General features: G+C 69.7%; 19 protein-coding genes. 11 read left to right on the forward strand and 8 right to left on the reverse strand.

Features of this window, described 5'->3' with window-relative positions; translation table 11 throughout:
• Positions 1-206: 206 nt before the first annotated feature.
• The 4 genes from Q0Q47_RS04660 to Q0Q47_RS04675 are packed head-to-tail and all read left to right on the forward strand — an operon-like array spanning position 207 to position 3,433.
• Complete coding sequence (locus Q0Q47_RS04660; protein WP_293855087.1) at positions 207-1,097, forward strand: branched-chain amino acid ABC transporter permease; 891 nt, start codon at positions 207-209, stop codon at positions 1,095-1,097.
• Positions 1,094-1,981: a branched-chain amino acid ABC transporter permease gene (locus Q0Q47_RS04665; RefSeq protein ID WP_293855090.1), complete on the forward strand. Its 888-nt coding sequence runs from the start codon at positions 1,094-1,096 to the stop codon at positions 1,979-1,981. The genes Q0Q47_RS04660 and Q0Q47_RS04665 overlap by 4 nt, the downstream gene beginning before the upstream one ends.
• Complete coding sequence (locus tag Q0Q47_RS04670) at positions 1,968-2,732, forward strand: ABC transporter ATP-binding protein (RefSeq protein ID WP_293855093.1); 765 nt, start codon at positions 1,968-1,970, stop codon at positions 2,730-2,732. The genes Q0Q47_RS04665 and Q0Q47_RS04670 overlap by 14 nt, the downstream gene beginning before the upstream one ends.
• A complete protein-coding gene (locus Q0Q47_RS04675; protein ID WP_293855096.1) occupies positions 2,729-3,433 on the forward strand; it encodes an ABC transporter ATP-binding protein in 705 nt (234 codons plus the stop codon). The genes Q0Q47_RS04670 and Q0Q47_RS04675 overlap by 4 nt, the downstream gene beginning before the upstream one ends.
• Before the next feature lie 32 nt (positions 3,434-3,465).
• Here Q0Q47_RS04675 and Q0Q47_RS04680 read toward each other — a convergent pair whose 3' ends face one another.
• The 3 genes from Q0Q47_RS04680 to Q0Q47_RS04690 all read right to left on the reverse strand — a co-directional run bounded on the left by Q0Q47_RS04680 (position 3,466) and on the right by Q0Q47_RS04690 (position 7,189).
• Complete coding sequence (locus tag Q0Q47_RS04680) at positions 3,466-4,287, reverse strand: SDR family NAD(P)-dependent oxidoreductase (protein WP_293855098.1); 822 nt, start codon at positions 4,285-4,287, stop codon at positions 3,466-3,468.
• A gap of 230 nt (positions 4,288-4,517) precedes the next feature.
• Positions 4,518-5,567 carry an SDR family NAD(P)-dependent oxidoreductase gene (locus tag Q0Q47_RS04685; protein ID WP_293855101.1) on the reverse strand — a complete coding sequence of 350 codons (1,050 nt, stop codon included), beginning with the start codon at positions 5,565-5,567 and terminating at the stop codon, positions 4,518-4,520.
• A 14-nt stretch (positions 5,568-5,581) separates the two neighbouring features.
• The gene (locus Q0Q47_RS04690) at positions 5,582-7,189 is read right to left on the reverse strand and encodes an alginate export family protein (protein ID WP_293855104.1); all 1,608 of its coding nucleotides are present in this window, start codon (positions 7,187-7,189) and stop codon (positions 5,582-5,584) included.
• Positions 7,190-7,571: 382 nt separating this feature from the next.
• Between Q0Q47_RS04690 and Q0Q47_RS04695 the strand changes: the two genes are divergently transcribed.
• The 4 genes from Q0Q47_RS04695 to Q0Q47_RS04710 all read left to right on the forward strand — a co-directional run bounded on the left by Q0Q47_RS04695 (position 7,572) and on the right by Q0Q47_RS04710 (position 11,947).
• The gene (locus Q0Q47_RS04695; protein WP_293855107.1) at positions 7,572-8,063 is read left to right on the forward strand and encodes a hypothetical protein; all 492 of its coding nucleotides are present in this window, start codon (positions 7,572-7,574) and stop codon (positions 8,061-8,063) included.
• Between the two features lie 223 nt (positions 8,064-8,286).
• A complete protein-coding gene (locus Q0Q47_RS04700; protein WP_293855394.1) occupies positions 8,287-9,210 on the forward strand; it encodes a thiamine pyrophosphate-dependent dehydrogenase E1 component subunit alpha in 924 nt (307 codons plus the stop codon).
• Positions 9,211-9,224: 14 nt separating this feature from the next.
• Positions 9,225-10,238: an alpha-ketoacid dehydrogenase subunit beta gene (locus Q0Q47_RS04705; RefSeq protein WP_293855110.1), complete on the forward strand. Its 1,014-nt coding sequence runs from the start codon at positions 9,225-9,227 to the stop codon at positions 10,236-10,238.
• 2 nt (positions 10,239-10,240) lie between these two features.
• Positions 10,241-11,947 (forward strand): 2-oxo acid dehydrogenase subunit E2, encoded by a 1,707-nt coding sequence (locus tag Q0Q47_RS04710; protein ID WP_293855113.1) that lies wholly within the window; start codon positions 10,241-10,243, stop codon positions 11,945-11,947.
• Between the two features lie 183 nt (positions 11,948-12,130).
• Here the strand turns inward: Q0Q47_RS04710 and Q0Q47_RS04715 are convergent, their stop codons facing one another.
• Positions 12,131-12,811, reverse strand: a complete 681-nt coding sequence (locus Q0Q47_RS04715) for a GntR family transcriptional regulator (protein WP_293855116.1) — start codon at positions 12,809-12,811, stop codon at positions 12,131-12,133.
• Between the two features lie 117 nt (positions 12,812-12,928).
• Here Q0Q47_RS04715 and Q0Q47_RS04720 point away from each other — a divergent pair, with 117 nt between their 5' ends.
• Positions 12,929-13,741: an SDR family NAD(P)-dependent oxidoreductase gene (locus Q0Q47_RS04720; RefSeq protein ID WP_293855119.1), complete on the forward strand. Its 813-nt coding sequence runs from the start codon at positions 12,929-12,931 to the stop codon at positions 13,739-13,741.
• Between the two features lie 414 nt (positions 13,742-14,155).
• Here the strand turns inward: Q0Q47_RS04720 and Q0Q47_RS04725 are convergent, their stop codons facing one another.
• From Q0Q47_RS04725 to Q0Q47_RS04740, 4 genes are all read right to left on the reverse strand, one after another.
• Entirely contained in the window at positions 14,156-15,799 is a 1,644-nt protein-coding gene (locus Q0Q47_RS04725; protein ID WP_293855122.1) for an AMP-binding protein, read from the reverse strand.
• Entirely contained in the window at positions 15,796-16,641 is an 846-nt protein-coding gene (locus Q0Q47_RS04730; RefSeq protein ID WP_293855125.1) for a ThuA domain-containing protein, read from the reverse strand. The genes Q0Q47_RS04725 and Q0Q47_RS04730 overlap by 4 nt, the downstream gene beginning before the upstream one ends.
• A 30-nt stretch (positions 16,642-16,671) precedes the next feature.
• Positions 16,672-17,433 (reverse strand): SDR family NAD(P)-dependent oxidoreductase, encoded by a 762-nt coding sequence (locus Q0Q47_RS04735; RefSeq protein WP_293855129.1) that lies wholly within the window; start codon positions 17,431-17,433, stop codon positions 16,672-16,674.
• Positions 17,434-17,527: 94 nt separating this feature from the next.
• Positions 17,528-19,180, reverse strand: coding sequence for an FAD-binding protein (locus tag Q0Q47_RS04740; protein ID WP_293855132.1), 1,653 nt, complete (start codon positions 19,178-19,180; stop codon positions 17,528-17,530).
• Positions 19,181-19,366: 186 nt separating this feature from the next.
• On the opposite strand from Q0Q47_RS04740, the gene Q0Q47_RS04745 reads away from it, so the two are divergent.
• The gene (locus tag Q0Q47_RS04745; protein WP_293855135.1) at positions 19,367-20,215 is read left to right on the forward strand and encodes an SDR family NAD(P)-dependent oxidoreductase; all 849 of its coding nucleotides are present in this window, start codon (positions 19,367-19,369) and stop codon (positions 20,213-20,215) included.
• 5 nt (positions 20,216-20,220) lie between these two features.
• Positions 20,221-21,045 carry a TIM barrel protein gene (locus Q0Q47_RS04750; RefSeq protein ID WP_293855138.1) on the forward strand — a complete coding sequence of 275 codons (825 nt, stop codon included), beginning with the start codon at positions 20,221-20,223 and terminating at the stop codon, positions 21,043-21,045.
• Positions 21,046-21,055 lie beyond the last annotated feature (10 nt).

A 21,055-nucleotide genomic window follows, 5' to 3' on the forward strand; every position in this document is an offset into this window, starting at 1 on the left:
CTCCCTCCCTCCCCTGCACGGGAGGCGGGCAGCCGCGAAGCGGCTGACGGGTGGGGGCGGTGGATCGAGGCGTTCTCGATGCACCGGCTGGCCAGACCGTCGGCGCCCGTCCTCCCGCGGGTTCCCCACCTCGCTCCGCTTCGCTTCGGGACCCTCCCCTGCAGGGGAGGGAGGACGCCCTCCCCTGCAACCGGGTACCTCCGCGCATGATCGCGCAGCAATTGATCAACGGCCTGGTCTCGGGCGCCGTCTATGCGCTGTTCGCGCTAGGCTTCACGCTGGTCTTCGGCGTGCAGAAGCTCCTGAACCTCGCCCACGGCGGCGTGTTCATGGCGGGCGCCTTCATCGCCTACTACGCGGTCGTGAGCGGCGTCCCCTTCTGGGCGGCCGCCATCCTGGGGACGCTCGGCGCCGGCCTCATCTCGGTGCTGATCGAGATCGTCGCGTTCCGGCCGCTCAGAGCCCGCGGGCAGGCCGAGTTCGCCGCCATCGTGGCCTCCATCGGCGTCGACCTCATCCTGGTGAGCATCGCGCAGCGGGTCTCCGACACCAAGGTCCTGAAGTTCCCGTTCGGCACCTTTCCGATCGAGTTCTACCGCTTCTGGGGCCTGCGCATCTCTCTCTTGCAGATCATGATCCTGGCGATCGTCGCGGTGCTTCTCGCCGCGCTCGTCTTCTACCTGAAGAAGACGACCTTCGGCCGGCAGGTGCGCGCCGTCGCCATCAACGAGAAGGCGGCCGCGCTGCTCGGCGTGAACGCCAAGGCGGTCTATTTCCAGACCTTCTTCATCTCGGGCGCGCTGGCCGGGATCGCCGGCGTGCTGATCGGCCTGTCCTTCAACTCCATCCAGTTCCTGATGGGCGAACCCTACATGCTGCGCGCCTTCGTCGTGGTGGTGATCGGCGGCCTCGGGAGCATACCGGGCGCCGTCTTCGCCAGCCTCATGCTCGGCGTGATGCAGACCCTGTCGGTCGCCTACCTGCCCAACGGCGTCTCGGAGATGATCATCTTCGCGCTCCTGTTCGTGGTGCTCCTGTTCTGGCCGAACGGGCTCTTCGGCGGGGCCGGCCTCAGCGCGGGAGTCGGCCGGCGATGATGAGCTACTACCAGGCCTACCAGCCCATCATCGACTTCTTCCTCCTGAACCTCGGCTTCGCCTACAGCCAGCAGGTGGCGCTGCGAGCCGGTGTGTTCTCGGTGGCGACGGCGGGCTTTGGCGCCCTCGGAGCCTATGCGTCGGCGATCCTGGTCACGCGGATGGGCATCTCGCCCGCCCTGGCGATCGCCACGGCGACGCTGGTGGGAACGGCGGTCGGCTTCCTGCTGTCGGTGCCCCTGGCGCGGCTGCGGGGCGTGTTCCAGGCCATCGCGACGCTCGCCTTCGTGGAGGTGATCGTCTCGTTCCTCTATTATGCCGAGGGCATCACGGGCGGCGCGATCGGCATCAACAACATCCCGCGCATGGTCAGCACGCCGGCCCTGCTCGCCGCGGTGGCCGCCGTCATGTACGTCACCTGGGCCATCGGCCGCTCCGGCGTCGGGCGCGCCTTCGACGCGCTGCGCCAGGACGAGACGGTCGCGGCCTGCCTCGGCGTCTCCATCCGCAACTACCATGCGCTCGCCTTCGTGCTGAGCGGCGCCATCGGCGGGCTCTTCGGGGGGCTGCAGTCGCTCTACGTGTTCAGCATCGAGCCGGGCCAGTTCGGTTTCGGGTTCATGGTGGCGATCCTGACCGCGATCGTGCTCGGCGGGCGCGGCACCCTCATCGGGCCGGTGGCCGGCTGCGCCATCCTCGCCCTGCTGCCCGAGATCGCCCGGCCGCTCGCGGAGAACCGGCCCCTCGTCAACGGTGTCATCCTGATCGCCGTCATCATCTACCTGCCCCAGGGCGTCGGCGACGGCCTCCTGCTGCAATGGCGCAACCGCCGCAGCGCGCGACGCGCCCGGGCCATCGAGGAGGCATCCCGTGCCGTCCCTTAGGCTCGAGAACGTTTCCAAGCGCTTCGGCGGCCTCACGGCGGTGGGCGACGTCTCGCTCACCGTGCCGGAGGGCACCATCACCGGCCTGATCGGCCCCAACGGCGCCGGCAAGAGCACGGTCGTGAACCTCATCACCGGGATGCTCAAGCTCACCGAGGGCCGAATCGTGCTCGGCGACGAGGACATCGGCGAGATCGGCCCCGAGGAGGTGGTGCGCAAGGGCATCGCCCGCACCTTCCAGAACATCCGCCTCCTGCCCGAGGCCACGGTGCTGGAGAACGTGCTCATCGGCTTCCACCGGCACGAGACCGCCTCGATCCTGGCGGGGCTCCTGAACCTCCCGTCCGTCTGGCGCGAGGGCAAGGCGCTGCGCAAGCAGGCCGAGGCACTGCTCGAGCGGTTCCGCATGAGCGACTACGCGGATCTGCCGGCGGGCGGTCTCGCCTACGGCCACCAGCGCCGTGTCGAGATGATGCGCGCCGTGGCGAGCGGGCCGGACGTGCTGCTGCTCGACGAGCCCGTCGCCGGCATGAACGACGTCGAGGCCGACGAGCTCGGCGTCATCTTCAAGGACCTCGCCGCAAGCGGCATGGGGCTGCTCCTCATCGAGCACAACGTCCGCTTCGTCACCAAGCTCTGTCCCGTCGTGCACGTGCTCAACACGGGCCGCATGATCGCGTCGGGGCCGGCCGAGGAGGTCATGCGCGACCCGGCCGTCATCACGGCCTATCTCGGGAAGGGACAGGCATGAAGCTGTCCGTGCGCGGCCTCGCCGCCTCCTATGACGGGATCAAGGCGCTGCGCGGGGTCGACATCGACGTCGGCGACGCGGAGATGGTGGCGCTCATCGGGGCCAACGGCGCCGGCAAGTCGACGCTGCTGAACAGCCTCAGCGGCTTCGTCCGCCAGCGCAGCGGCGAGATCCGCTTCGAGGGCCAGGACATCGGCCGCCTGGACCCGCACGCCATCTCGCGGCGCGGGCTGCTGCACGTGCCGGAAGGCCGGCAGATGCTCTCCGACATGACCGTGCTGGAGAACCTGCAGGTCGGCGTGCTGGCCCGCGGCAACCGCACCTCGGCCTGGGACGAACGCAAGGTCTTCGACCTGTTCCCCGTGCTGGAGGAGCGCAAGGACCTCGCCGCCGCGACCCTCTCGGGCGGCCAGCAGCAGATGCTCGCCATCGGGCGCGCGCTGATGGGCGGTCCCCGCCTGCTGCTCCTGGACGAGCCCAGCCTCGGGCTCTCCCCGCTGATCACCGACCAGGTGTTCGAGGTGCTGGAGACGCTGAACCGCGAGGGCCTGGCGATCCTGCTCGTCGAGCAGAACGCCCAGCGGGCGCTCGCCGCGACCTCCCGGGCCTACGTCATGGAGCGGGGCACGATCGTCGCGCAGGGGCCGAGCGCGGAACTGGCCAGCAACGCCAGCGTGATCGAGCACTACCTCGGCGGGTGAGGCCTCGGGATCCCGGACCCCGCAGGCCGCTGTCAATAGGCGGTCCAGCCGCCATCCGTCGCATAGACCCCACCGGTAAAGTTGGATGCCTCGTCGGAGAGGAGGAACAGCATCATCGCGACCTGCTCGTGGACGGTTGCCGGCCGATGCGCGACATCCGTGTAGGACAGGACGCTGTTGGTCTTGATGCCGCCCATGCGTGGCCCGTCCGACGCCTTCATGGATGCGGCCACGAGCGCGCCCGCGCGGGCGACCATGGGCGTGTCGGTCGCGGCCATGTTCACCGAATTCACCCGGATCCCATACGGCGCGTAGTCGATTGCCGCATTCCGGGTCAGACCGTTCACGGCGTGCTTGCTCGCGACATAGGCGGGGTTGCCCGCGAGGCCGGTCAAGCCGGCGATCGAGGCCACGTTGACGATCGAGCCGCCGCACCCCTGTCCGACCAGCTGTTTCAGCTGCGCACGCAGGGCCAGGAAGGTGCCCGTGGCGTTGGTCCGGAACACCTTGGTCCAGTACTCTTCCGTCGCTTCGTGAATGGGCGCGAATACGAGCGGGCGCTGGGCTTCGTAGTCGGGGTCATCGCCCGAATAGACGCCGTCCATGACACCGGCATTGTTGATGGCCCCGTCCAGCCGTCCGAACGACTCGACAGCGGCCCGGACCGCGGCTTCTCCCGTCTCTGCCTCGCCGATGTCGCCATGGACGAACACGCTCCGACCACCGGCCTGCCGAATCGCGTCGTCCGTAGCCAGACCCGGTCCTTTCATCCAGTCGACGCCGACCACGTTGGCGCCTTCCCGCGCCAGCCGCTTTGCCGCGGCGGCTCCCATGCCCCGGGCGGAGCCGGTCACGATCACTGTCCTGCCGGCAAAGCGTCCCGGGACGCAGTAGTCCGGCGAGACCGCAGGAATGTCGACCAACGCGTTTCCCCGGCCCTGCGCCCTGGTCCCACCTGTCCTGGCCGAGGCCGGGACTGAGTCGGTCGACGATGCCAGGCCGGCCTCGGCCCCGAGGCCCTCGGACAACTCTCTGCGCTCCATCTCCTGTCCTCCCGAAGCCCGCGGTTCATCGAAGCTCCGGCTCAGTACGTCGTGAAGCCGCCGTCGGTGGCGTAGTTCGCGCCCGTAAGGTTCGAGGACTCCGGCGACAGCAGGAACAGCATCACCGCCACCTGTTCGGCGGCGGTCGAGCCGGCCTTCTTCGGATTGCTCATCTGCAGGAGACTGTCGATCTTCGCCATTCCGACGCCGCTGTCCCGGTAGCCGGCCTGGGCGCGCTGGCGCAGAAGCGTGAAGGCACGCTCGTACATCGGGGTCACGGTGGTGCCCATGCACACCGAGTTCACGCGGATGCCGAAGGGTGCGTAGTCGATGGCAGCGTTCTTGGTGAGCCCGTTCACGGCATGCTTGCTGGCAACGTAGGAGGGTGTCCCGCCAAAGCCGCGCAGCCCGGCCACCGACGCCACGTTGACGATCGCGCCACCGCGGCCCTGCGCCATCATCTGGCGCAGTTCGGCCCGCATACTGCGGAACGTTCCGGTCGCATTGACGCGCATCACGACGTCCCAGTAGTCGTCCGTCGCCTCGTCGATCCGGGACATGACGAGTCCCTTCTGCTTGCCGTAGTCGATGACGTCGCCCGGGAAGATGGCGTCCATGACCCCGGCATTGTTCAACGCGCAGTCCAGGCCGCCGAAGCTATCCACGGCGGCCTTGACCATGGCATCGCACACGGCCGTCTCCGAGATGTCGCCTTTCACGAACACGGCCTTGCCGCCGGCCGCGACGATCGCGTCGATGACCGCCTTCCCCTCGGCCTCGAGCCAGTCGACACCGACCACGTTGGCTCCCTCGCGGGCGAGCCGGCGGGCAGCCGCCTGACCCATGCCGCGGGCGCAGCCCGTCACGAGGGCGGTCTTTCCGGCGAAGCGTCCGGGATTGTGGAAGTCCTCGGGCACGGGCACGACCGACTGGCGCCCCGGCACGCCGGGATCGGGCGGGTCCCACGGAAGGGCGTAGGGCTGCGGCGCAGCCTGGGGCTGGCTCGCCGCCGGCAAGGCGCCCGCCAGGGTGGCGCCGGCGGCCGCAGCCAGTCCGGCACCCACGATCACGTCACGGCGATCCACGGTCATCTCTGTCGCTCCGATCAGAAGGCGTAGCGCACGAACAGCATGGTGCTGGTCCATGGCGGCGGCTTGGTGCCGAGCGCGCGGGTGACCGCGTCGCCCGGGAAGGTCAAGGCAACGTGCCCCTGCACGTAAAGGGAGCGCGACGGCATGTACTTGACCGTCATGTTGATCTCCTTGCCGTAGTCCTTCGAACCCAGGAAGGACAGGGCCGGGTTGCCGCCGAGGTTGATCAGGCTTTCGGCCCGGAAGACCCAGAATTGCGGGACCAGCTCGATGCTCGGATAGGGTCGCATCCGCAGCTGGAAACGGTGCGCCACGACGTTGCTGTTCTGCACGACCTTGAAGTCGTTGATGCCCTGCACCCACTGCTCGCCGTTGCCGCCGGAGAGCAAGGGGTCCCAACGCTCGAAGCGTGCCGTTCCCGGATTGTCTCCGGAGAACTGCGCGTAGCGATAGCTCGCCGTCGGCGACCAGGGCGCGTCGGCGAACGACCAGCCGGCCTCGCCGGTGAAGGCATAGGCGCGCATGTCGAAGCGGGCATTGCGCTGGAGCGCAGCCTCACCCGCGACAAAAGGGCCGGCCTGGCCGGGACCGTTGGGCTGCCACCGGAACCGACCGTCGAAGACCTGGAGGCCCTCGCGACCGAACGTGGCCGTCGGGGTGAAGTAGTTGGTGTTGGACCGGGGGACATGGAGCAGGCTCGCCCCCAGGGACAAGCCGCCGTCGAGACGCGTTTCCAGGTTGATCCCGTCGATGACGGTCTTGGAGTCGAGGATGGGAAGCTCGTCCGGGTTGACGCGGAAGGCTTCCAGCCGGGTGTTGTTGTAGCGCAGCGAGACCAGGGCGAGATTGTCGGCCGCCCACCGCGGATTGGCCTGCAGTGCAGCCCTGCTGCCGCCGTTCATGGCCGTGTTGGCGATGAGGAAGCCCTCGCCCAGCATGAACCGCTTGCGGCCGAAGGTGGCATTCGCGGCGAGGCGATTGCCTGCCTCGTCGGTGTACCCTGCGATCAGGCCGACATAGGCGTCCTCGACGCCCACGTAGCCGCGGGTCTCGTTTGTGAAGAGCTCCCGCCCGACGGACCCGCTGGCCAACACGCTCGCGCCCCCATAGGCGTACAGTGCGTCGGTGAGGGGAATGAGGCCGTAGAGCCCGGTATGGACGTACCCCTCGGCCCAATGCCTGTACCCGCGACCTGCGGGTGTTCCCACCACGAGCGGATTTCCGGCCAGCAGCCGGTCGGGCCGGCCGTACCACGCGTTCCCGTTGCCGTAGTGGAGGGCGAAGGTCTCGAGCTTTGCCGTGACGAGGGCTCCGTTGGCGTCGTAGAGCAGCGGAAACGACCGTGGATCTCCCGTGGCGAACAGGCCGCGCGGCGCGCTGCGGCCGTCGGGATCCTTCAACGTCAGGGCGACGGTGACGACGACCCCGCCCGCCTGCCCAAAGGCGATGCTGTGGGTCGCCTCGCCGATGTCGGCCGACCTGCGTGCGACGGCGACGGCCAGGTCGACATCCGTCCTGGAGTAGGCCGTCCCCGGAAACAGCGAGAGCTTGCTGCGGAAGACGTCCTGGATCCTGGCATTGGCCCTGAGATCCCTGCTGGGGTTGCGGATCTCGATCGTCACGGCTTCGATCCGGACGTTCCCATCGTTGGCGACCGGGCTCTGTGCGACGACAAGCTGCGGGGCCCCGAAAAGGCATGCGAGAGCGACGATAAGGGCAGGGAGCCTACGCATCTGCGGTGAGGGTCCGTCGGGTGCTCAGAACCGGGGGTGCTCCCACACTCGTCAACCGGGGACTGGGGACAAGGCCGAGGGTGCTCATAATGAGCAGATGCCCCGCCTCTTCTCGTGCGAGGGACGTGCCCGCCCCCCTGCGATGGCATAGATCTAGGAAGGCCCCGGCGATGGGCGGCTTGCGCCTGCGTTAGGGGACGGAAATCCGACCGTCCGGCTCCCGCGCGAACGCGGGCCGAACTCGTGCGGGCGGAACGACAGGAGCGCGATCGTGGACGCGAAGAAGCCGGGCGCCAGCCCGCCGGGTGAGAGCGAGACCATCCTCGCCCAGTTCGTGAGCCAGTACCCCCGTGCGCAGTATCATTGCGCCGAGTTCCTTGTAGGCCACCTGTGCGATTGCTCGCGCGTGTTCGGCGGCGATCTTCAGGAGATGCTGATCCTTGCCGTCATCGGCCAGATGCACCTGCGGTCGTGCACGGACGAGGCGCCGGACGGGACCGTCTGGCGCAGCGCAACGGAGGTGGACACGTCCATCTCCGCATCGCGGCTCTCCGACGTGACCGGCATCCCGCGCCAGACCGTCCGCCGCAAGTTGCAGAAGCTCGAGTCCCTGAGCTGGATCGCTCAGAATTCAGCAGGCCGATGGCACATCCTGATCGATGGCGAGGGTATTCCGAAGTCCCGGGCAGACCTGGCCGCGCTGAACGACAGGTCGATGGAGCGGTTCGCGCGGCTGCACGCGTCGCTGAAACGGATTGCCTGAGCGGGCCGGAGCGCCGTCGGGAAACCGATCGGAAAAATACAAACAAGCCGAGTTCCATATACACTAGACGGGTCAATGGGTATATGTCTTACTCATCGGCAAGCCCGCGACAGGCGGGAACGAAGCGCCGCGGCCGGCCTCACGGGGCCCTGTGTCGCGGCCGGGGACCAGGGAGACCCAGGTGCAGCTCAGCCCAGCCCAGATCCTGAAAGCCTACCGGCAGATGCGCCTGATCCGCGACTTCGAGGAGCGGTTGCACGTCGAGAACCGGACCGGCGAGATCGCGGGGTTCACCCATCTCTATGCGGGCCAGGAAGCGATCGCCGTGGGCGTCTGCGAGAACCTGGACGACCGCGACTACATCATCAGCACGCATCGCGGCCACGGGCACTGCCTTGCGAAGGGCTGCGATCCCAAGGGGATGATGCACGAGATCTACGGGCGCGCCGACGGGCTGTGCAAGGGCCGCGGCGGCTCCATGCACATCGCCGACCTCGACAAGGGCATGTTGGGCGCCAACGGCATCGTGGGCGCGGGGCAGCCGATCGCGGTGGGTGCGGCGGTCGCCTGCAAGCTGCGCAAGGACGGCTCGGTCTCGGTGTCGTTCGGCGGCGACGGGGCCACCAACCAGGGCACCGTGTTCGAGGCCATGAACATGGCCGTGGTGCTCAAGCTGCCCAAGGTCTTCATCATCGAGAACAACGGCTACAGCGAGCACACCGGCGCCTCCTACGGCATCGGCTCGGACGTGGTGCGCCGCACCGAGGGCTTCGGCATCCCGGTGTTCCAGGCCGACGGCTTCGACTTCTTCTCCGTGCACGAGGCGGCCCGGCAGGCGATCGAGCACGCGCGCTCCGGCAAGGGGCCGAGCGCGGTCTACGCGGTCGCGACGCGCTACTTCGGACACTTCGAGGGCGACCCGCAGAACTACCGCGCAAAGGGCGAGGTGGAGCGCTTCAGGGCCGAGAAGGACTGCCTGATGGGCTTCCGCAACAAGGTGCTGGAGGCCGCCCTGCTCGATGCCGCCGAGCTCGACCGGATCGACGCGGAGATCGCCGGCCTCATCGACGCGTCCGTGCAGAGCGCGCGGGCGGCGGCGCCTCCGCCGGCCTCGGCCGTCTACGACGACGTCTACATCTCCTACTGAGCGGAGCCTGCGCCATGACCGTGAAGACCATGCGCGAGGCGCTCAACGACGCCCTCCATGCCGAGATGGCGCGCGACCCGCGCGTGATCGTGCTGGGCGAGGACGTCTCCGGCGGCGCCGGCGGGACCTCCGGCACGCGCGACGCGGCCGGCGGCATCTTCGGCGTCACCAAGGGCCTGATCACCGCCTTCGGCGAGGACCGGGTCATCGACACGCCGATCAGCGAGAGTGCCATCGTGGGCCTGGCCAACGGCGCGGCGCTCGCCGGCCTGCGGCCCGTGGCCGAACTCATGTTCGCCGACTTCGTCGGGGTGAGCATGGACCAGATCATGAACCAGATGGCCAAGTTCCGGTACATGTTCGGCGGCAAGGCGAAGACGCCCGTGGTGCTGCGCATGTCCATGGGCGCGGGCATGAACGCCGCCGCCCAGCACTCGCAGACCATCTACCCGATGCTGACCGCGATCCCGGGCCTCAAGGTCGTGGTCCCCTCGACCCCGGCCGATGCCAAGGGCCTGCTGGCGACCGCCATCCGCGACGACGACCCCATCATCTTCCTCGAGCACAAGGCGCTCTACTCCCGCAAGGGCGAGGTGCCGGACGGCGAGCACCTCGTGCGCTTCGGCGAGGCGGCGCTGGTGCGCGAGGGCGAGCACTGCACGGTGGTGGCGCTCGCCCGCATGGTGGGCTTCGCCGAGCGCGCCATCGACAAGCTGGCGGCGGAAGGCATCACCTGCGACCTCATCGACCCGCGCACGACCTCGCCGCTCGACGAGGACACGATCCTGGAGAGCCTCTCCAACACGGGCCGGCTCGTGGTGGTGGACGAGTCCCCGCCCCGCTGCAGCATCGCCTCCGACATCGCCGCGCTCGCCGCCAACCGCGGCTTCAAGTCGCTGAAGGCGCCCGTCGAGATCGTCACGGCGCCGCACACACCGGTGCCCTTCGCGCGCGAGCTGGAACGCGTCTACGTGCCGGGCCCCGACCGGATCGAGGCCGCCATCCGCAAAGCGGTCAAGGGGGCCTGAGGGTGGCGATCGTCCCGGTCACCCTGCCGAAATGGGGCCTCGAAATGTCCGAGGGCACCGTCACGGCATGGCACCTGACCGAGGGAGCGAGCGGCGAACAGGGTGCCGAGCTCGTCGACATCGAGACCGAGAAGATCGTCAACACGCTGGAGCTGGACAAGCCCGGCACGCTGCGCCGGCGCCTCGCCTCGCCGGGCGACACGCTGCCGGTGGGCGCGCTCATCGCGGTGCTCGCGCCCGCCTCCGTGTCCGACGCCGAGGTGGATGCGTTCATCGCGGGCTACCGGCCGGTCGATGCGTCCTTCGAGCCGGACGCGCCCCCTGCCCCACCAGCGCCCGAGCCTGCACCCGCCGCCGCGCCGCCAGCGCCCGCCGCCGCACCGGTGGCGCGCCCCCTCCAGCAGCTTGCGCCTGAGGAGCTCGCCCGCCGCAACGAGGCGGCACATGCGAGCCCGATCGCCCGCAAGCGCGCGAACCAGCTCGGAATCGACCTCTCGACGCTGACCGGCACCGGCACGGGCGGACGCATCTCGCAGGACGACGTCGAGGCCGCGGCGAAGGCGTTGGCCGAGCAGCCGGCCTCCGACCCCGCACCGGTCGCGGAAACCGCAACGCCCGCGCCGGCACCCGAAGAGCTCGCCCGCCGCAACGAGGCCGCCCATGCGAGCCCGATCGCCCGCAAGCTCGCCAACCAGTTGGGCATCGATCTCTCGACGGTGACCGGGACGGGCAAGGGCGGACGCATCTCGCAGGAGGACGTCGAGGCCGTCGCCGGCAGGACCGGTGCGCCTGCCGCTCCCGAGGCGGTTCCCACCCCCTCACCCGAACCGGCTCCTGTCGCGCAGGCTTCCGCGCAGACGACCGCGCCGGCCGACGAAGGCCCCGCGGCCGGTCCCGCGGCGCGGCGCATGGCGCGCGAGAATGCCCTCGACCTCACCCGGGTGCCGGCCTCGGCGCCGAAGGGCCGCGTCGGCAAGGAGGACGTGCAGGCCTATCTCCTGCGCCACGCCGTGCCGACCGGGCAGTCCGGGACCTTCGTCCCGCACTCGTCCATGCGCCGGACCATGGCGGCCGCCCTCACCCGCGCCAAGCAGTCCGTGCCGCACTTCTACACGGCCATGGACATCGGCATGGACGCGCTGCTGGCCCTTCGGGGCGAGCTGAACGGGACCGGCTCCACGGTGAAGCTTTCCGTCAACGACGTGCTGCTGAAGGCCGTCGCGCTGGCGCTCGCCGACGTGCCGGAGGTCAACGCCCATGTCGGCGACGACGGCGTGCACCGCTTCCCGCGCGCCGACATCGCCTTCGCGGTGGCCATCGAGGGCGGCCTGCTCACCCCGGTCATCCGCGACGTGACGGCCAAGAGCCTCGCCGCGATCGCGGCGGAGAGCCAGGCGCTGGCCGAGAAAGCCCGCGGGCGCCGGCTCGCCGCCGAGGACATCAAGGGCGCCACCTTCACGGTGTCGAACCTCGGCATGTTCGGGGTGCGCAGCTTCGACGCCATCATCTCCCCGCCCCAGGCCGGTATTCTCTCCGTCGGCGGGGTGCGGCGGGAGCCGGTCGAAGGCGCCGATGGGTCGGTGGCGTTCCGCTCCGTGACGACGGTGACGCTGTCGGCCGACCACCGCGCCATCGACGGGGCCGTGGCCGCGCGCTTCCTGCAGGCCCTGCGCACGCATTGCGAGGCGCCGGCGGCGCTGGGGCGCTGAGGGCTCCTGACACTCTCGAATGACGGGCTCACCCTCTCCGCGCGTCATGCCCGGGCTCGGCCCGGGCACCCACGACTGAGGACGGCCCCGGCAAAGTCGTGGATGGCCGGGCCGAGCCCGGCCAGGACGGCGGAGAGATGCTGGCAGGCTGGAGGCAGGACAAGGCTGGAGAAGGAAGCCCCCTCACCCCGCCGAGGCGCGGGCCTCGCGGCTCCCGAGGGCGATGTATTCCGCCAGGACATCGCCCTGCACGGTCGTGTGCTTGCGGAAGATGTCGTGGGCGCGCTCGCCGTCGCCTTCCATGATCGCGTCCAGGGTGGACGCGTGATCACGCAGGTTGCCTTCCGAGCGGCCCGGATAGGAGAGCTGGAAGCGCCGGTAGGGCACGAGCTTCATGCCGAGCTTGTTGGTGGTCTCGATCAGCACCTCGTTGTGGGTGCCGTCGATGAGCTGCAGGTGGAAGCGCCGGCTGAGCGCGTAGTACTCGTCCTGGTCGCCGCGCTTGAGCGCCGCCTCGGACTTGCGGTGGGTCTCCTGCAGGTCCTTCTTCTCGGCGCCCGACATGCGGCGGGCCGAAAGCTTGGCGCAGATGCCTTCCAGTTCGGACATGACCTCGAACATCTGGATCATGTGCCGGATGTCGGTCTTGGCGACGATCGCGCCTTGCCGCGGCTGCTTCTCGACGAGCCCGGACTGGATGAGCTGCAGCATCGCCTCGCGCACGGGCGTCCGCGACACCGAGAAGCGGCGGGCGATGGCCTCCTCCTCGAGCGGCGCGCCGGGAGGAAGGGCACCCGTGAAGATGTCCTGCTCGATGGCGAGGCGCACGGATTCGGCGTGCGTGAGACCTGCGATCTTGGCCATGTCGTCCCGTTGGTTACCGCATTCCGGACGCCACCGTATCGCGGCGCCGGATCGGTTGCATCCCGGGCAAAAGTATACGCAAATTCCTGAACGGTATACAAATTTGAGGAGCGCCCCGTGACACGTCTCGCTGGCAAGACCGCCGTGATCCTCGGGGCCGCCGGCCCCGGCAACCTGGGCCAGACGATCGCACGCCTTTTCGCGCGGGAGGGCGCGCGGGTCATGGTCGCCGGGCGGCGGCCAGAGCCGCTGGAGTCCCTGGCGGGCGACATCGGCGGTGCGTGGGCCGTGTGCGACATCACCCGGAAGGCGGAGGTGGACGCCCTCCTGGCCGCGACCGTGGAGCGTTTCGGGCCCGTCCATGTGGGCGTGAACGCCACCGGCTGGGGCCTGGTGAAGCCCTTCCTCGACACCACCGAGGAGGACCTCGCCGCGATGGCGGCGCTGCAGTTCCACGGTCCGTTCTTCTTCATGCAGGCGCTGGTACGCGCCATGACCGAGGGCGGGTCGATCATCCAGATCTCGTCGGCCACGGCGACGATCATGCTGGAGGACCACGCCGCCTACATGGGCACCAAGGCCGGCACGGACCACGTGGTGCGCTGCGTCGCCAACGAGTTCGGCGGCCGGGGCATCCGCGCCAACTCGATCTCGCCCGGGATCACCGAGTCACCGATGACGGCCAAGGCCTTCCGCAACCCGGCCGTCGTCGAGAGCTTCCGCAAGGAGTATCCGCTCGGACGCGTCGGCACCCAGGACGACATCGCCGCCGCTGCCCTCTGGCTCGCCGGCGACGACTGCTTCATGACCGGCGAGAACCTGCAGGTGAACGGCGGCCTGACGCTCCGCCGCAACCCGCGCAACCAGGAGATCATCGACGCCGTCACGGCCGCGCGCGCCAAGCGGGAGGCCGAGGCGAAGGGGGCTTGAGACCAGGAACCGCTGCGCGCTGCGGCGCCAGCCGCACGCCCTCGCTGCGGGTCTGTTCGATGGCCGGCGATACCAATCTCCTCATCCTGGAGACGTTTACACGGGCGCGCTTTGGAGCCTGAAACCTCAATCTCCTCATCCTGAGCAGCCCGCGGAGCGGGCGTGTCGAAGGACGCATACTGGTCAGTCGAGGCCCTGAAGCTCCACGGCCATTCTGCGTCCTTCGACACGCCGCCTTCGGGGGCTGCTCAGGATGTGGAGGTTGGGGGACTGGCCCTCGTGCAAAGGTCTCCATCCTGAGCCAAGGCCCGCAGGGCCGTGAGTCGAAGGAGCCCCGAAAGTGCGGCGGCCACATCCTGCGTCCTTCGACTCGGCCGCTCCGAGGCCGGCTCAGGACGAGGGGCCTGGGTGCGTCTACCGCATCGCGCGCGGGTCGATCTTCCCGTCCGGAACGAAGCTCTTGAGCAGCTGGAATTTCTGGATCTTGGTGGCGCTCATGGGCCACTCGGTCACCATGCGGACGTAGCGCGGGATCTTGAAGGTGGCGATCTTGCCGAGGCAGTAGCGTACGACCTCCTCGGGCGTCAGCGAGGAACCGTCGCGGAGCTGGACGTAGGCGGCGGCGACCTCGAGGTAGTGGTCGTCCGGCACGCCGACGACCTGCGCCACCAGGATGTCGGGGTGGGTGCAGAGATAACTCTCGATTTCCACCGCGGCGACGTTCTCGCCGCCGATCTTGAGCATGTCCTTGAGGCGGCCCTCGTAGCGGATGCGGCCGTCCGGATCGAGGGAGCCGATGTCGCCGGTGCGCAGCCAGCCGTCGGGGCGCAGCGTCCGGGCAGTCGCCTCCGGGTCGTTGTAGTAGCCCGCGAAGATCGCGTAGCCGCGCAGCCAGATCTCGCCGCGTTCGCCGGGCGGCAGGGGCTCCAGCGTCTCGACGTCCACCACCTGGATCCCGATGCCGGGAAAGGGCCGGCCACTCACCGAGAAAGCCAGCTCCTGGGGATCGGTGAGTTCGTTGTAGACCGGTACGCCCGTCGCCTCGGTGAGCCCGTAGGCGTTGGCGAGGAAGGCCTGGGGGAAGGCTGCCGAATAGCGGCGCAGCAGGTCGGCCGGGCCGACGGCGTGGACGAGGCGGATGCGGGAGAGATCGCGGCGCGGGAAGTCGGGATGCGCGACGATGGCCGACATCATGGTCGGGAAGGAGGCATAGGAGAAGGTGATGCGCTCCTCCTCCATGACGGCGAGCGCCTCGCCCGCGTCGAAGTGGAGGCGCCCGACGAAGGTGGCGCCGGACGCCCGGCAGGCCGCCATCGGCAGCATCGTCGACATGTGGAAGAACGGCAGCGGATCGAAGATCCGGTCGGCGGCGGTGAGCCGGAACCGGTCGGCGAGCGCCGCCGCCGTCCGCGCGAGGCAGGCGTGAGGCAGCATGCAGGCCTTCGGATAGGCCGTGGTGCCCGAGGAGAACATCATGATGGCGATGTCGTCCCCGCGAACCGCGGCGGCGCGCGCCATCACCTCCCCTGTCTCGACGGTCGCAGCGGTGGCGTCGAGTGTCGCGCGGGTGGGCCAGCGGGTCTCGCGCGGATCCTCGAGATTGACGATCAGCCGCAGCCGCGGCGCGGCGGCAAGCTGCAGCGGCGTGCCCTGCTGCCAGTCGGCGAGTTCGGGATAGATGCGCCCCAGCATCGTCCGATAGTCGTGATGGGCCAGTGCGTGCCCGCCGATGATAAGGGCGTCGGCGTCCGAATGGGCGAGCACGTAGCGCAGCTCGTCGTCCCGGTAGCGTGCGTTGATGGTGAGCACCGTCGCGCCGATGAGCGCGGTGGCGTGGATCAACACCGCGTAGTCGATGCTGTTGGGGATCAGCAGCGCGACGTGCTGGCCGGGCCGGATGCCGAGGCCGACGAGCGCCTGCGCGTGGCGCACCGCTTCGTCCCAAAGCCCCGCCCAGGTGAGGCGGCGGCCGTCCATGACGAGGGCCTCCCCTTCGGGCCAGCGCTGCGCCGCGGCCTGCAGCGTGCCGCCGATCGTCAGCGGATCGAGGAGGGTCATGGCGTGCTCCCGTCGCGGCCCGCGGCCCAGGCGGCGGCCTGCGGGCTGGTGACCCAGGCCACGGCATTGCCGAGCAGGCGCTCGAAGGCGGGGTTGGAAAAGGTGGCGCCGTCGTTGCCGCACTGGATGACCACGACCGGGCTGCGCCCGGCCCGGCGCGCCCACGCGATCAGGTCGGTGCCGGGCGGATGGGTCCATCCATCCCGGCTCTCGGCCCGGCCCTCGACCGCGGCTGCGGCCGAGTGGAAGTTCCCGGCGACGAAGTCGAAGCGCGCCCGGACGAGAGGCGCCACGTCAGGCTCGAGCAGGGGCATCAGGTAGAGCTCGTCCTCGAACGCGATGCGCTCGGGCAGGCCCTCGGTCACGGGGTGCCCAGCCACGACGTCGGCCTCGTAGCGTACCGCGGAGCGGTAGCCCGAGTCCGGGTAGTCCCGGCCCTTGTAGGAGCCGGGGCGGTAGAAGAAGCGCGTGCCGATGGCTTCCGCATAGCGGTCCCAGGTCGGCCAGCCGGCGATCGCGTGGTGCAGGAAGACGAGGGGCTTGCCGGCCGCCAGCAGGGCCTCGAAGCCCTCCTTCATCGCGTCCGTGGGCTCGATGAGATCGGGCGGGCGCCGCGCGCGGAACCGCAGGCCGGGCAGGTCGTAGAAGACGATGGCCGCGAAGTCCTCGGCCATCCGAGGGTCGAGCAGGCGCGCGGCAGCGGGCTGCTCGACATGCGTCCAGGTAAAGCCCTGCGAGGTGAAGCCTTGCAGACGATCGAAGAGGCCACAGAACGCGGCCTTGTCGAAAGGGTGGCCCTTGGTGGCGACGAGGAGGTTGGGCCGGTCGTAGCGGATCACCATGGCCTGCCGCCGCGCCGGGCGCCCCCCGCGTCAGAACTGGACGCGCTTCGTCATGCCGCCGTCGACGATGAGGTTGGTGCCGGTGACCCAGGACGCCGCCGGGCTCGCCAGGAAGACCACGCAGCGCGCCACCTCCTCGGGCTCGCCCATGCGGCCGCTCGGCTGCTGAGCCAACGTCGATTCGTAGATCTGCGGCTGGCTCGCCTTGATCTGCTCCCACGAGCCGCCCTCGAAGATGATCGGGCCGGGCGACACCACGTTGACGCGGATGTTGCGCCGGAAGGTCACCTGCGAGAGCTGCTTGGCGTAGGTGATCAGCGCCGCCTTGAGGGCGTTGTAGGCCATCGGCGCCATGAAGGTCTCGACCGCTGCGGTCGTGCCGATGAAGACGATCGAGCCGTGGCCCGATTCCTTCAGCGCCGGCATCAGGGCCTCGCAGCCGCGAACCGCGCCCATGAGGTCGATCTCGAAGTTGCGGTACCAGTTCTTCTCCCCGTCCATGCCGCCGCCGGCGCTGACGTTGGGGATGAAGATGTCGCAGCCGCCGAGCTTCTCGGCGGTCTCGACCAGCCAGGCCTTGTAGGGCTCGGCGTCCTTCACGTTGACGACGGAGCCCAGCACCTTGGTGCCATGCGCCTTCAGCGCGGTGACGGCCTCTTCGACCTCCTCGGGCTTGCGCGCGCAAATCGCGATGTCGCAGCCCTCGGCGGCCAGGATGTCGGCGATGCGCCGGCCGATGCCGCGGGTCGCCCCGGTGATGATCGCCTTCTTGCCCTTGAGGCCGAGATCCATGGCGCACTCCCCGCGTGATTGATTGGCCCGATCCTACACCACCCGCCCGCCCCGGCAAGCGCCTGTATACGCAGCGGGCGGGTTTTGTGTTTTTTCAGGCGTTGACCATCGCGTCCACTTGCGCGGCGGCGCGGCGGCCGGAGCGATAGCCGAACACGATGGCGGGCCCGAGCGTGCCGCCCGCCCCGCCATAGACCATGCCGGTCGGCCCGGCCATGGCGTTGCCCGCGGCGAACAGGCCGTGGATCGGCAGACCGTCGTTGTCGAGCACGGCGCCGTGCCCATCGGTGACCGGCCCGCCCTTGGTGCCGAGCGTGCTGGAGACGATCTCGAGCGCGTAATACGGCGCCGTGCCGATGGGGCCGAGCGTGGCGCCCTTGCCCGGATACTGGCTGAGGTCGCCGTTGAAGCCGTCATAGGCGCTGTCGCCACGGCCGAACTCCGGGTCGGAACCCGCCGCCACCGCGGCGTTCCAGCGCTCGAGGCTGGCGCGCAGGCCCGCCGGATCGATCCCGACCCTGGCCGCGAGCTCCTCCGGCGTCGCGCCGCTCGGCACCCAGGCCGGCATGGTGCCGCCGGCCGGCACGTCGAGGAAGCCGTATCGCTCGATCATGGAGGCGTCGAAGACGAGCCAGCACGGCAGGTTGCCGTATTCGAAGCGCACCGGGTCGAACTGGTGGAACGCGCCGCCGAGCGCGTTGTAGTTGGTGGCCTCGTTGACGAAGCGGCGGCCCTTGCGGTTGACGATGATGCCGCCCGGGAGCGCCCGCTCGCGCAGGATCAGCACCACCTTCTGCTCGCCATACTGCTTCACGCCGGGCAGCAGGCAGACCGGCATCCACCACGCCTCGCGCATGTTGCCCATGCGGGCGCCGGCCTTCATCGCCATCGCCTGGCCATCGCCGGTGTTGGTCGGGATCGAGGCGGGGTGCTGCATGGGTCCACGCAGGAAGCCCGTGACCATGTCGGCGTTCCACTCGAAGCCGCCGGTGGCGATGACGACGCCGCCGCGGGCCGTGACGTCGTGGACCTTGCCGTCCTTCTCGATGCGCACGCCGGTGACGCGCCGGCCGTCGGTGATCAACTCGACCGCGCGCGCCTCCGTGACGGGCGCGAACCCGCGCTCCAGGCAGGCCGCCAGCAGAGCCCCGATCATGCCGCGGCCGCGGCCGTTGACCTTCGCCTCGCGGCGGCGCTGCATCTCGGCCTCGTCGATCCGCCCCGCTCCACCCCCGCGCGGCGATTCCCGCGTCGTCATGTAGACGTGCCCGGTGACCGGATCGGAGAACTGGCCGATGCCCACGCGGTCGCTCCAGTCGCCGAGGCCCGCGAACGAGAACGTCCCCGGTTCGATGGACCGGCCACCCTTCGGACAGCCGCCCGGGTGTTCGGGGTGGTAGTCGGGGATGGGCAGCAGATGGAAGCGAACCGGGGTCTTCGTTTCCAGGTAGTTCAGCGCCTCGGCCACGCCGTCGACGAAGGCCTCCGCCATCTCGGGGCGGATCAGGCCATTCGAGAGAGCCGCCAGATAGGCGAGCGCGTCGGCGCGGGAGTCGGGCAGGCCGGCGTCGCGGGCGAGCCGGTTGTCCGGCATCCAGGCGACGCCGCCGGACAGCGCCGTGGTGCCGCCGACGACCGAGGCTTTCTCGAAGAGGCCCACGCGCGCGCCGGCATCATGCGCCGCCAATGCCGCCACCATCCCGGCCGCGCCGGTGCCCAGGACCACGACGTCGAAATCGGTCTGCATGCGCCCTCCCCTGTGTTTGGAATAAGGTATGCGCAGAAGGGCCGACCTGTATACGGCTTTACCAATCAACTCACCAATTGCCCTGTCTGGCGTCCTGCCCGGGCTCCGCCCGGGCATCCACGACTTTGGTTGGGACAGGCGAAGTCGTGGGTGGCCGGGCCAAGCCCGGCCATGACGGCGGAGAGGATGAGCCTTGTCGGCCAGAGCGCACAGACACGCTTCCACACTGCCTCGATCTGCGTATACAGTATCGTCACAAAGATATTCAGGGAGGATGCCATGCGCTTCGCCAACCGCGTTCTGTTCGTCACCGGCGGCGGTTCGGGCCTGGGGGCCGCGACGGCACGACGCTATGCCTCGGAAGGCGGCAAGGTGGCCGTGGCCGATCGCAATGGCGCCGCGGCCGAGGCCGTGGCGGCCTCGATCCCGGGTGGGTTGGCGATCACCTGCGACGTGGGCGACGAAGCCTCGGTGGAGGCGGCCGTCGCGAAGACCCACGCGACGTTCGGGCGGCTCGACAGCGTTTTCTGCGCCGCGGGCCACGTGGAGTTCGCCCCCATCGAGCAGTTCACGGCCGAGCAGTTCGAGCGCATGCTGCGGGTCCACGTGACCGGGACGTTCCTCGCGTGTCGGGCGGCGTTGCCCCGGCTGCGGGCTTCCGGCGGGGGGGCGATCGTCAACGTCGCGTCCGTCGCGGGTCTCACGGCCCGCAGAAATCTCGCGGCGTACTCCGCCGCCAAGGGCGCGATCATGGCGCTCTCCCGGCAGCTCTCGCTCGATGCCGCCGACGACAAGGTGCGCGTCAACGTGATCGCCCCCGGCACCGTGCGCACGGGCATGACCGAGCCGCTCTATTATGCCCGTGGCGAAGGCGACTACGCGAAGGGCGCGGCGATGTCGTCGAGCGACTCGATCCAGAAGCGCATCGCGGAGCCCGAGGAGATCGCCGCCCCGGTGTGCTTCCTGCTGTCGGACGAGGCGAGCTTCTGCACCGGGATGACGCTGGTGGCCGATGGCGGTCTGACAGCGATTTGAGTCGCATGGACAGGTCCGCTCAAGCATTGCGCGAGCGTCTTGGCCTCCACCACCTGACCGTGCTGGACGCGAGCCCGGCCGAGGTCGTCACGATCGCCGCGGACATCGGCTGCCCCACCGTCACGCTCTTCGTGCAGGCGACCGGGCGCAGCAACGACACCTACCCCATCGTCACCGATGGGCTGGTGGCGCGCGACGTCCGGGCGCGACTGGCCGATACCGGCGTCCGGGTGCACAACCTCGAGGCCTTCGTCTTGCGCCCGTCGGTGCCGGCGGAAGCCTTCGTGCCGGCGCTCGACCTCGGCGCGTCGCTGGGCGCCGCCAGGTTGACCGTGCTGGTGGGCGACCCCGACCTCGGCCGCGCCTTCGACCGCTTCAGCGCGCTGTGCGAGGAGGCCGCGGCGCGCGGCCTGGCCGTGCACGTCGAGTTTCACGCGTTCACCCAGATCCGCACCTTCGGCGCGGCCCAGGGGTTCCTCGCCCGCGGGCGCCCGGCCAACGCGGCGCTGGCCGTGGACGCGCTGCACCTGCACCGCAACGACCACGGCATCGAGCCGTTGCGCTGCATGGCCGGCGCGCCGATCGGCTACGCGCAGCTGTGCGACGGGCCGCCGACGGTCGGTCCGGAAGAGGCCTTCGCCGAAGCCGTGAGCAACCGCATGCTGCCGGGCGAAGGCAGCTTCGACCTTCCCGGCTTCGTCGCGCTGCTGCCGCCGGACATCGTCCTCGACATCGAGGTCCCCTCCCGCGTCCTGCAGGAGCGAGGGCTCGGCCCGCTCGCGCGGGCGCGCGCCGTCATGGACGCGACGCTACGCTGCCTGGGGCCGTGAGCCCGCCGGG

The organism is uncultured Alsobacter sp. (genome assembly GCF_945952055.1).
GTDB lineage: Bacteria > Pseudomonadota > Alphaproteobacteria > Rhizobiales > Beijerinckiaceae > Alsobacter.

Coding starts and splice junctions, on each gene's coding strand:
- Q0Q47_RS04660 (WP_293855087.1), top strand. CDS start 207: ATGATCGCGCAGCAATTGATCAACGGCCTGGTCTCGGGCGCCGTCTAT.
- Q0Q47_RS04665 (WP_293855090.1), top strand. CDS start 1,094: ATGATGAGCTACTACCAGGCCTACCAGCCCATCATCGACTTCTTCCTC.
- Q0Q47_RS04675 (WP_293855096.1), top strand. CDS start 2,729: ATGAAGCTGTCCGTGCGCGGCCTCGCCGCCTCCTATGACGGGATCAAG.
- Q0Q47_RS04685 (WP_293855101.1), bottom strand. CDS start 5,567: ATGACCGTGGATCGCCGTGACGTGATCGTGGGTGCCGGACTGGCTGCG.
- Q0Q47_RS04700 (WP_293855394.1), top strand. CDS start 8,287: ATGCGCCTGATCCGCGACTTCGAGGAGCGGTTGCACGTCGAGAACCGG.
- Q0Q47_RS04705 (WP_293855110.1), top strand. CDS start 9,225: ATGACCGTGAAGACCATGCGCGAGGCGCTCAACGACGCCCTCCATGCC.
- Q0Q47_RS04715 (WP_293855116.1), bottom strand. CDS start 12,811: ATGGCCAAGATCGCAGGTCTCACGCACGCCGAATCCGTGCGCCTCGCC.
- Q0Q47_RS04725 (WP_293855122.1), bottom strand. CDS start 15,799: ATGACCCTCCTCGATCCGCTGACGATCGGCGGCACGCTGCAGGCCGCG.
- Q0Q47_RS04730 (WP_293855125.1), bottom strand. CDS start 16,641: ATGGTGATCCGCTACGACCGGCCCAACCTCCTCGTCGCCACCAAGGGC.
- Q0Q47_RS04735 (WP_293855129.1), bottom strand. CDS start 17,433: ATGGATCTCGGCCTCAAGGGCAAGAAGGCGATCATCACCGGGGCGACC.
- Q0Q47_RS04740 (WP_293855132.1), bottom strand. CDS start 19,180: ATGCAGACCGATTTCGACGTCGTGGTCCTGGGCACCGGCGCGGCCGGG.
- Q0Q47_RS04745 (WP_293855135.1), top strand. CDS start 19,367: ATGAGCCTTGTCGGCCAGAGCGCACAGACACGCTTCCACACTGCCTCG.
- Q0Q47_RS04750 (WP_293855138.1), top strand. CDS start 20,221: ATGGACAGGTCCGCTCAAGCATTGCGCGAGCGTCTTGGCCTCCACCAC.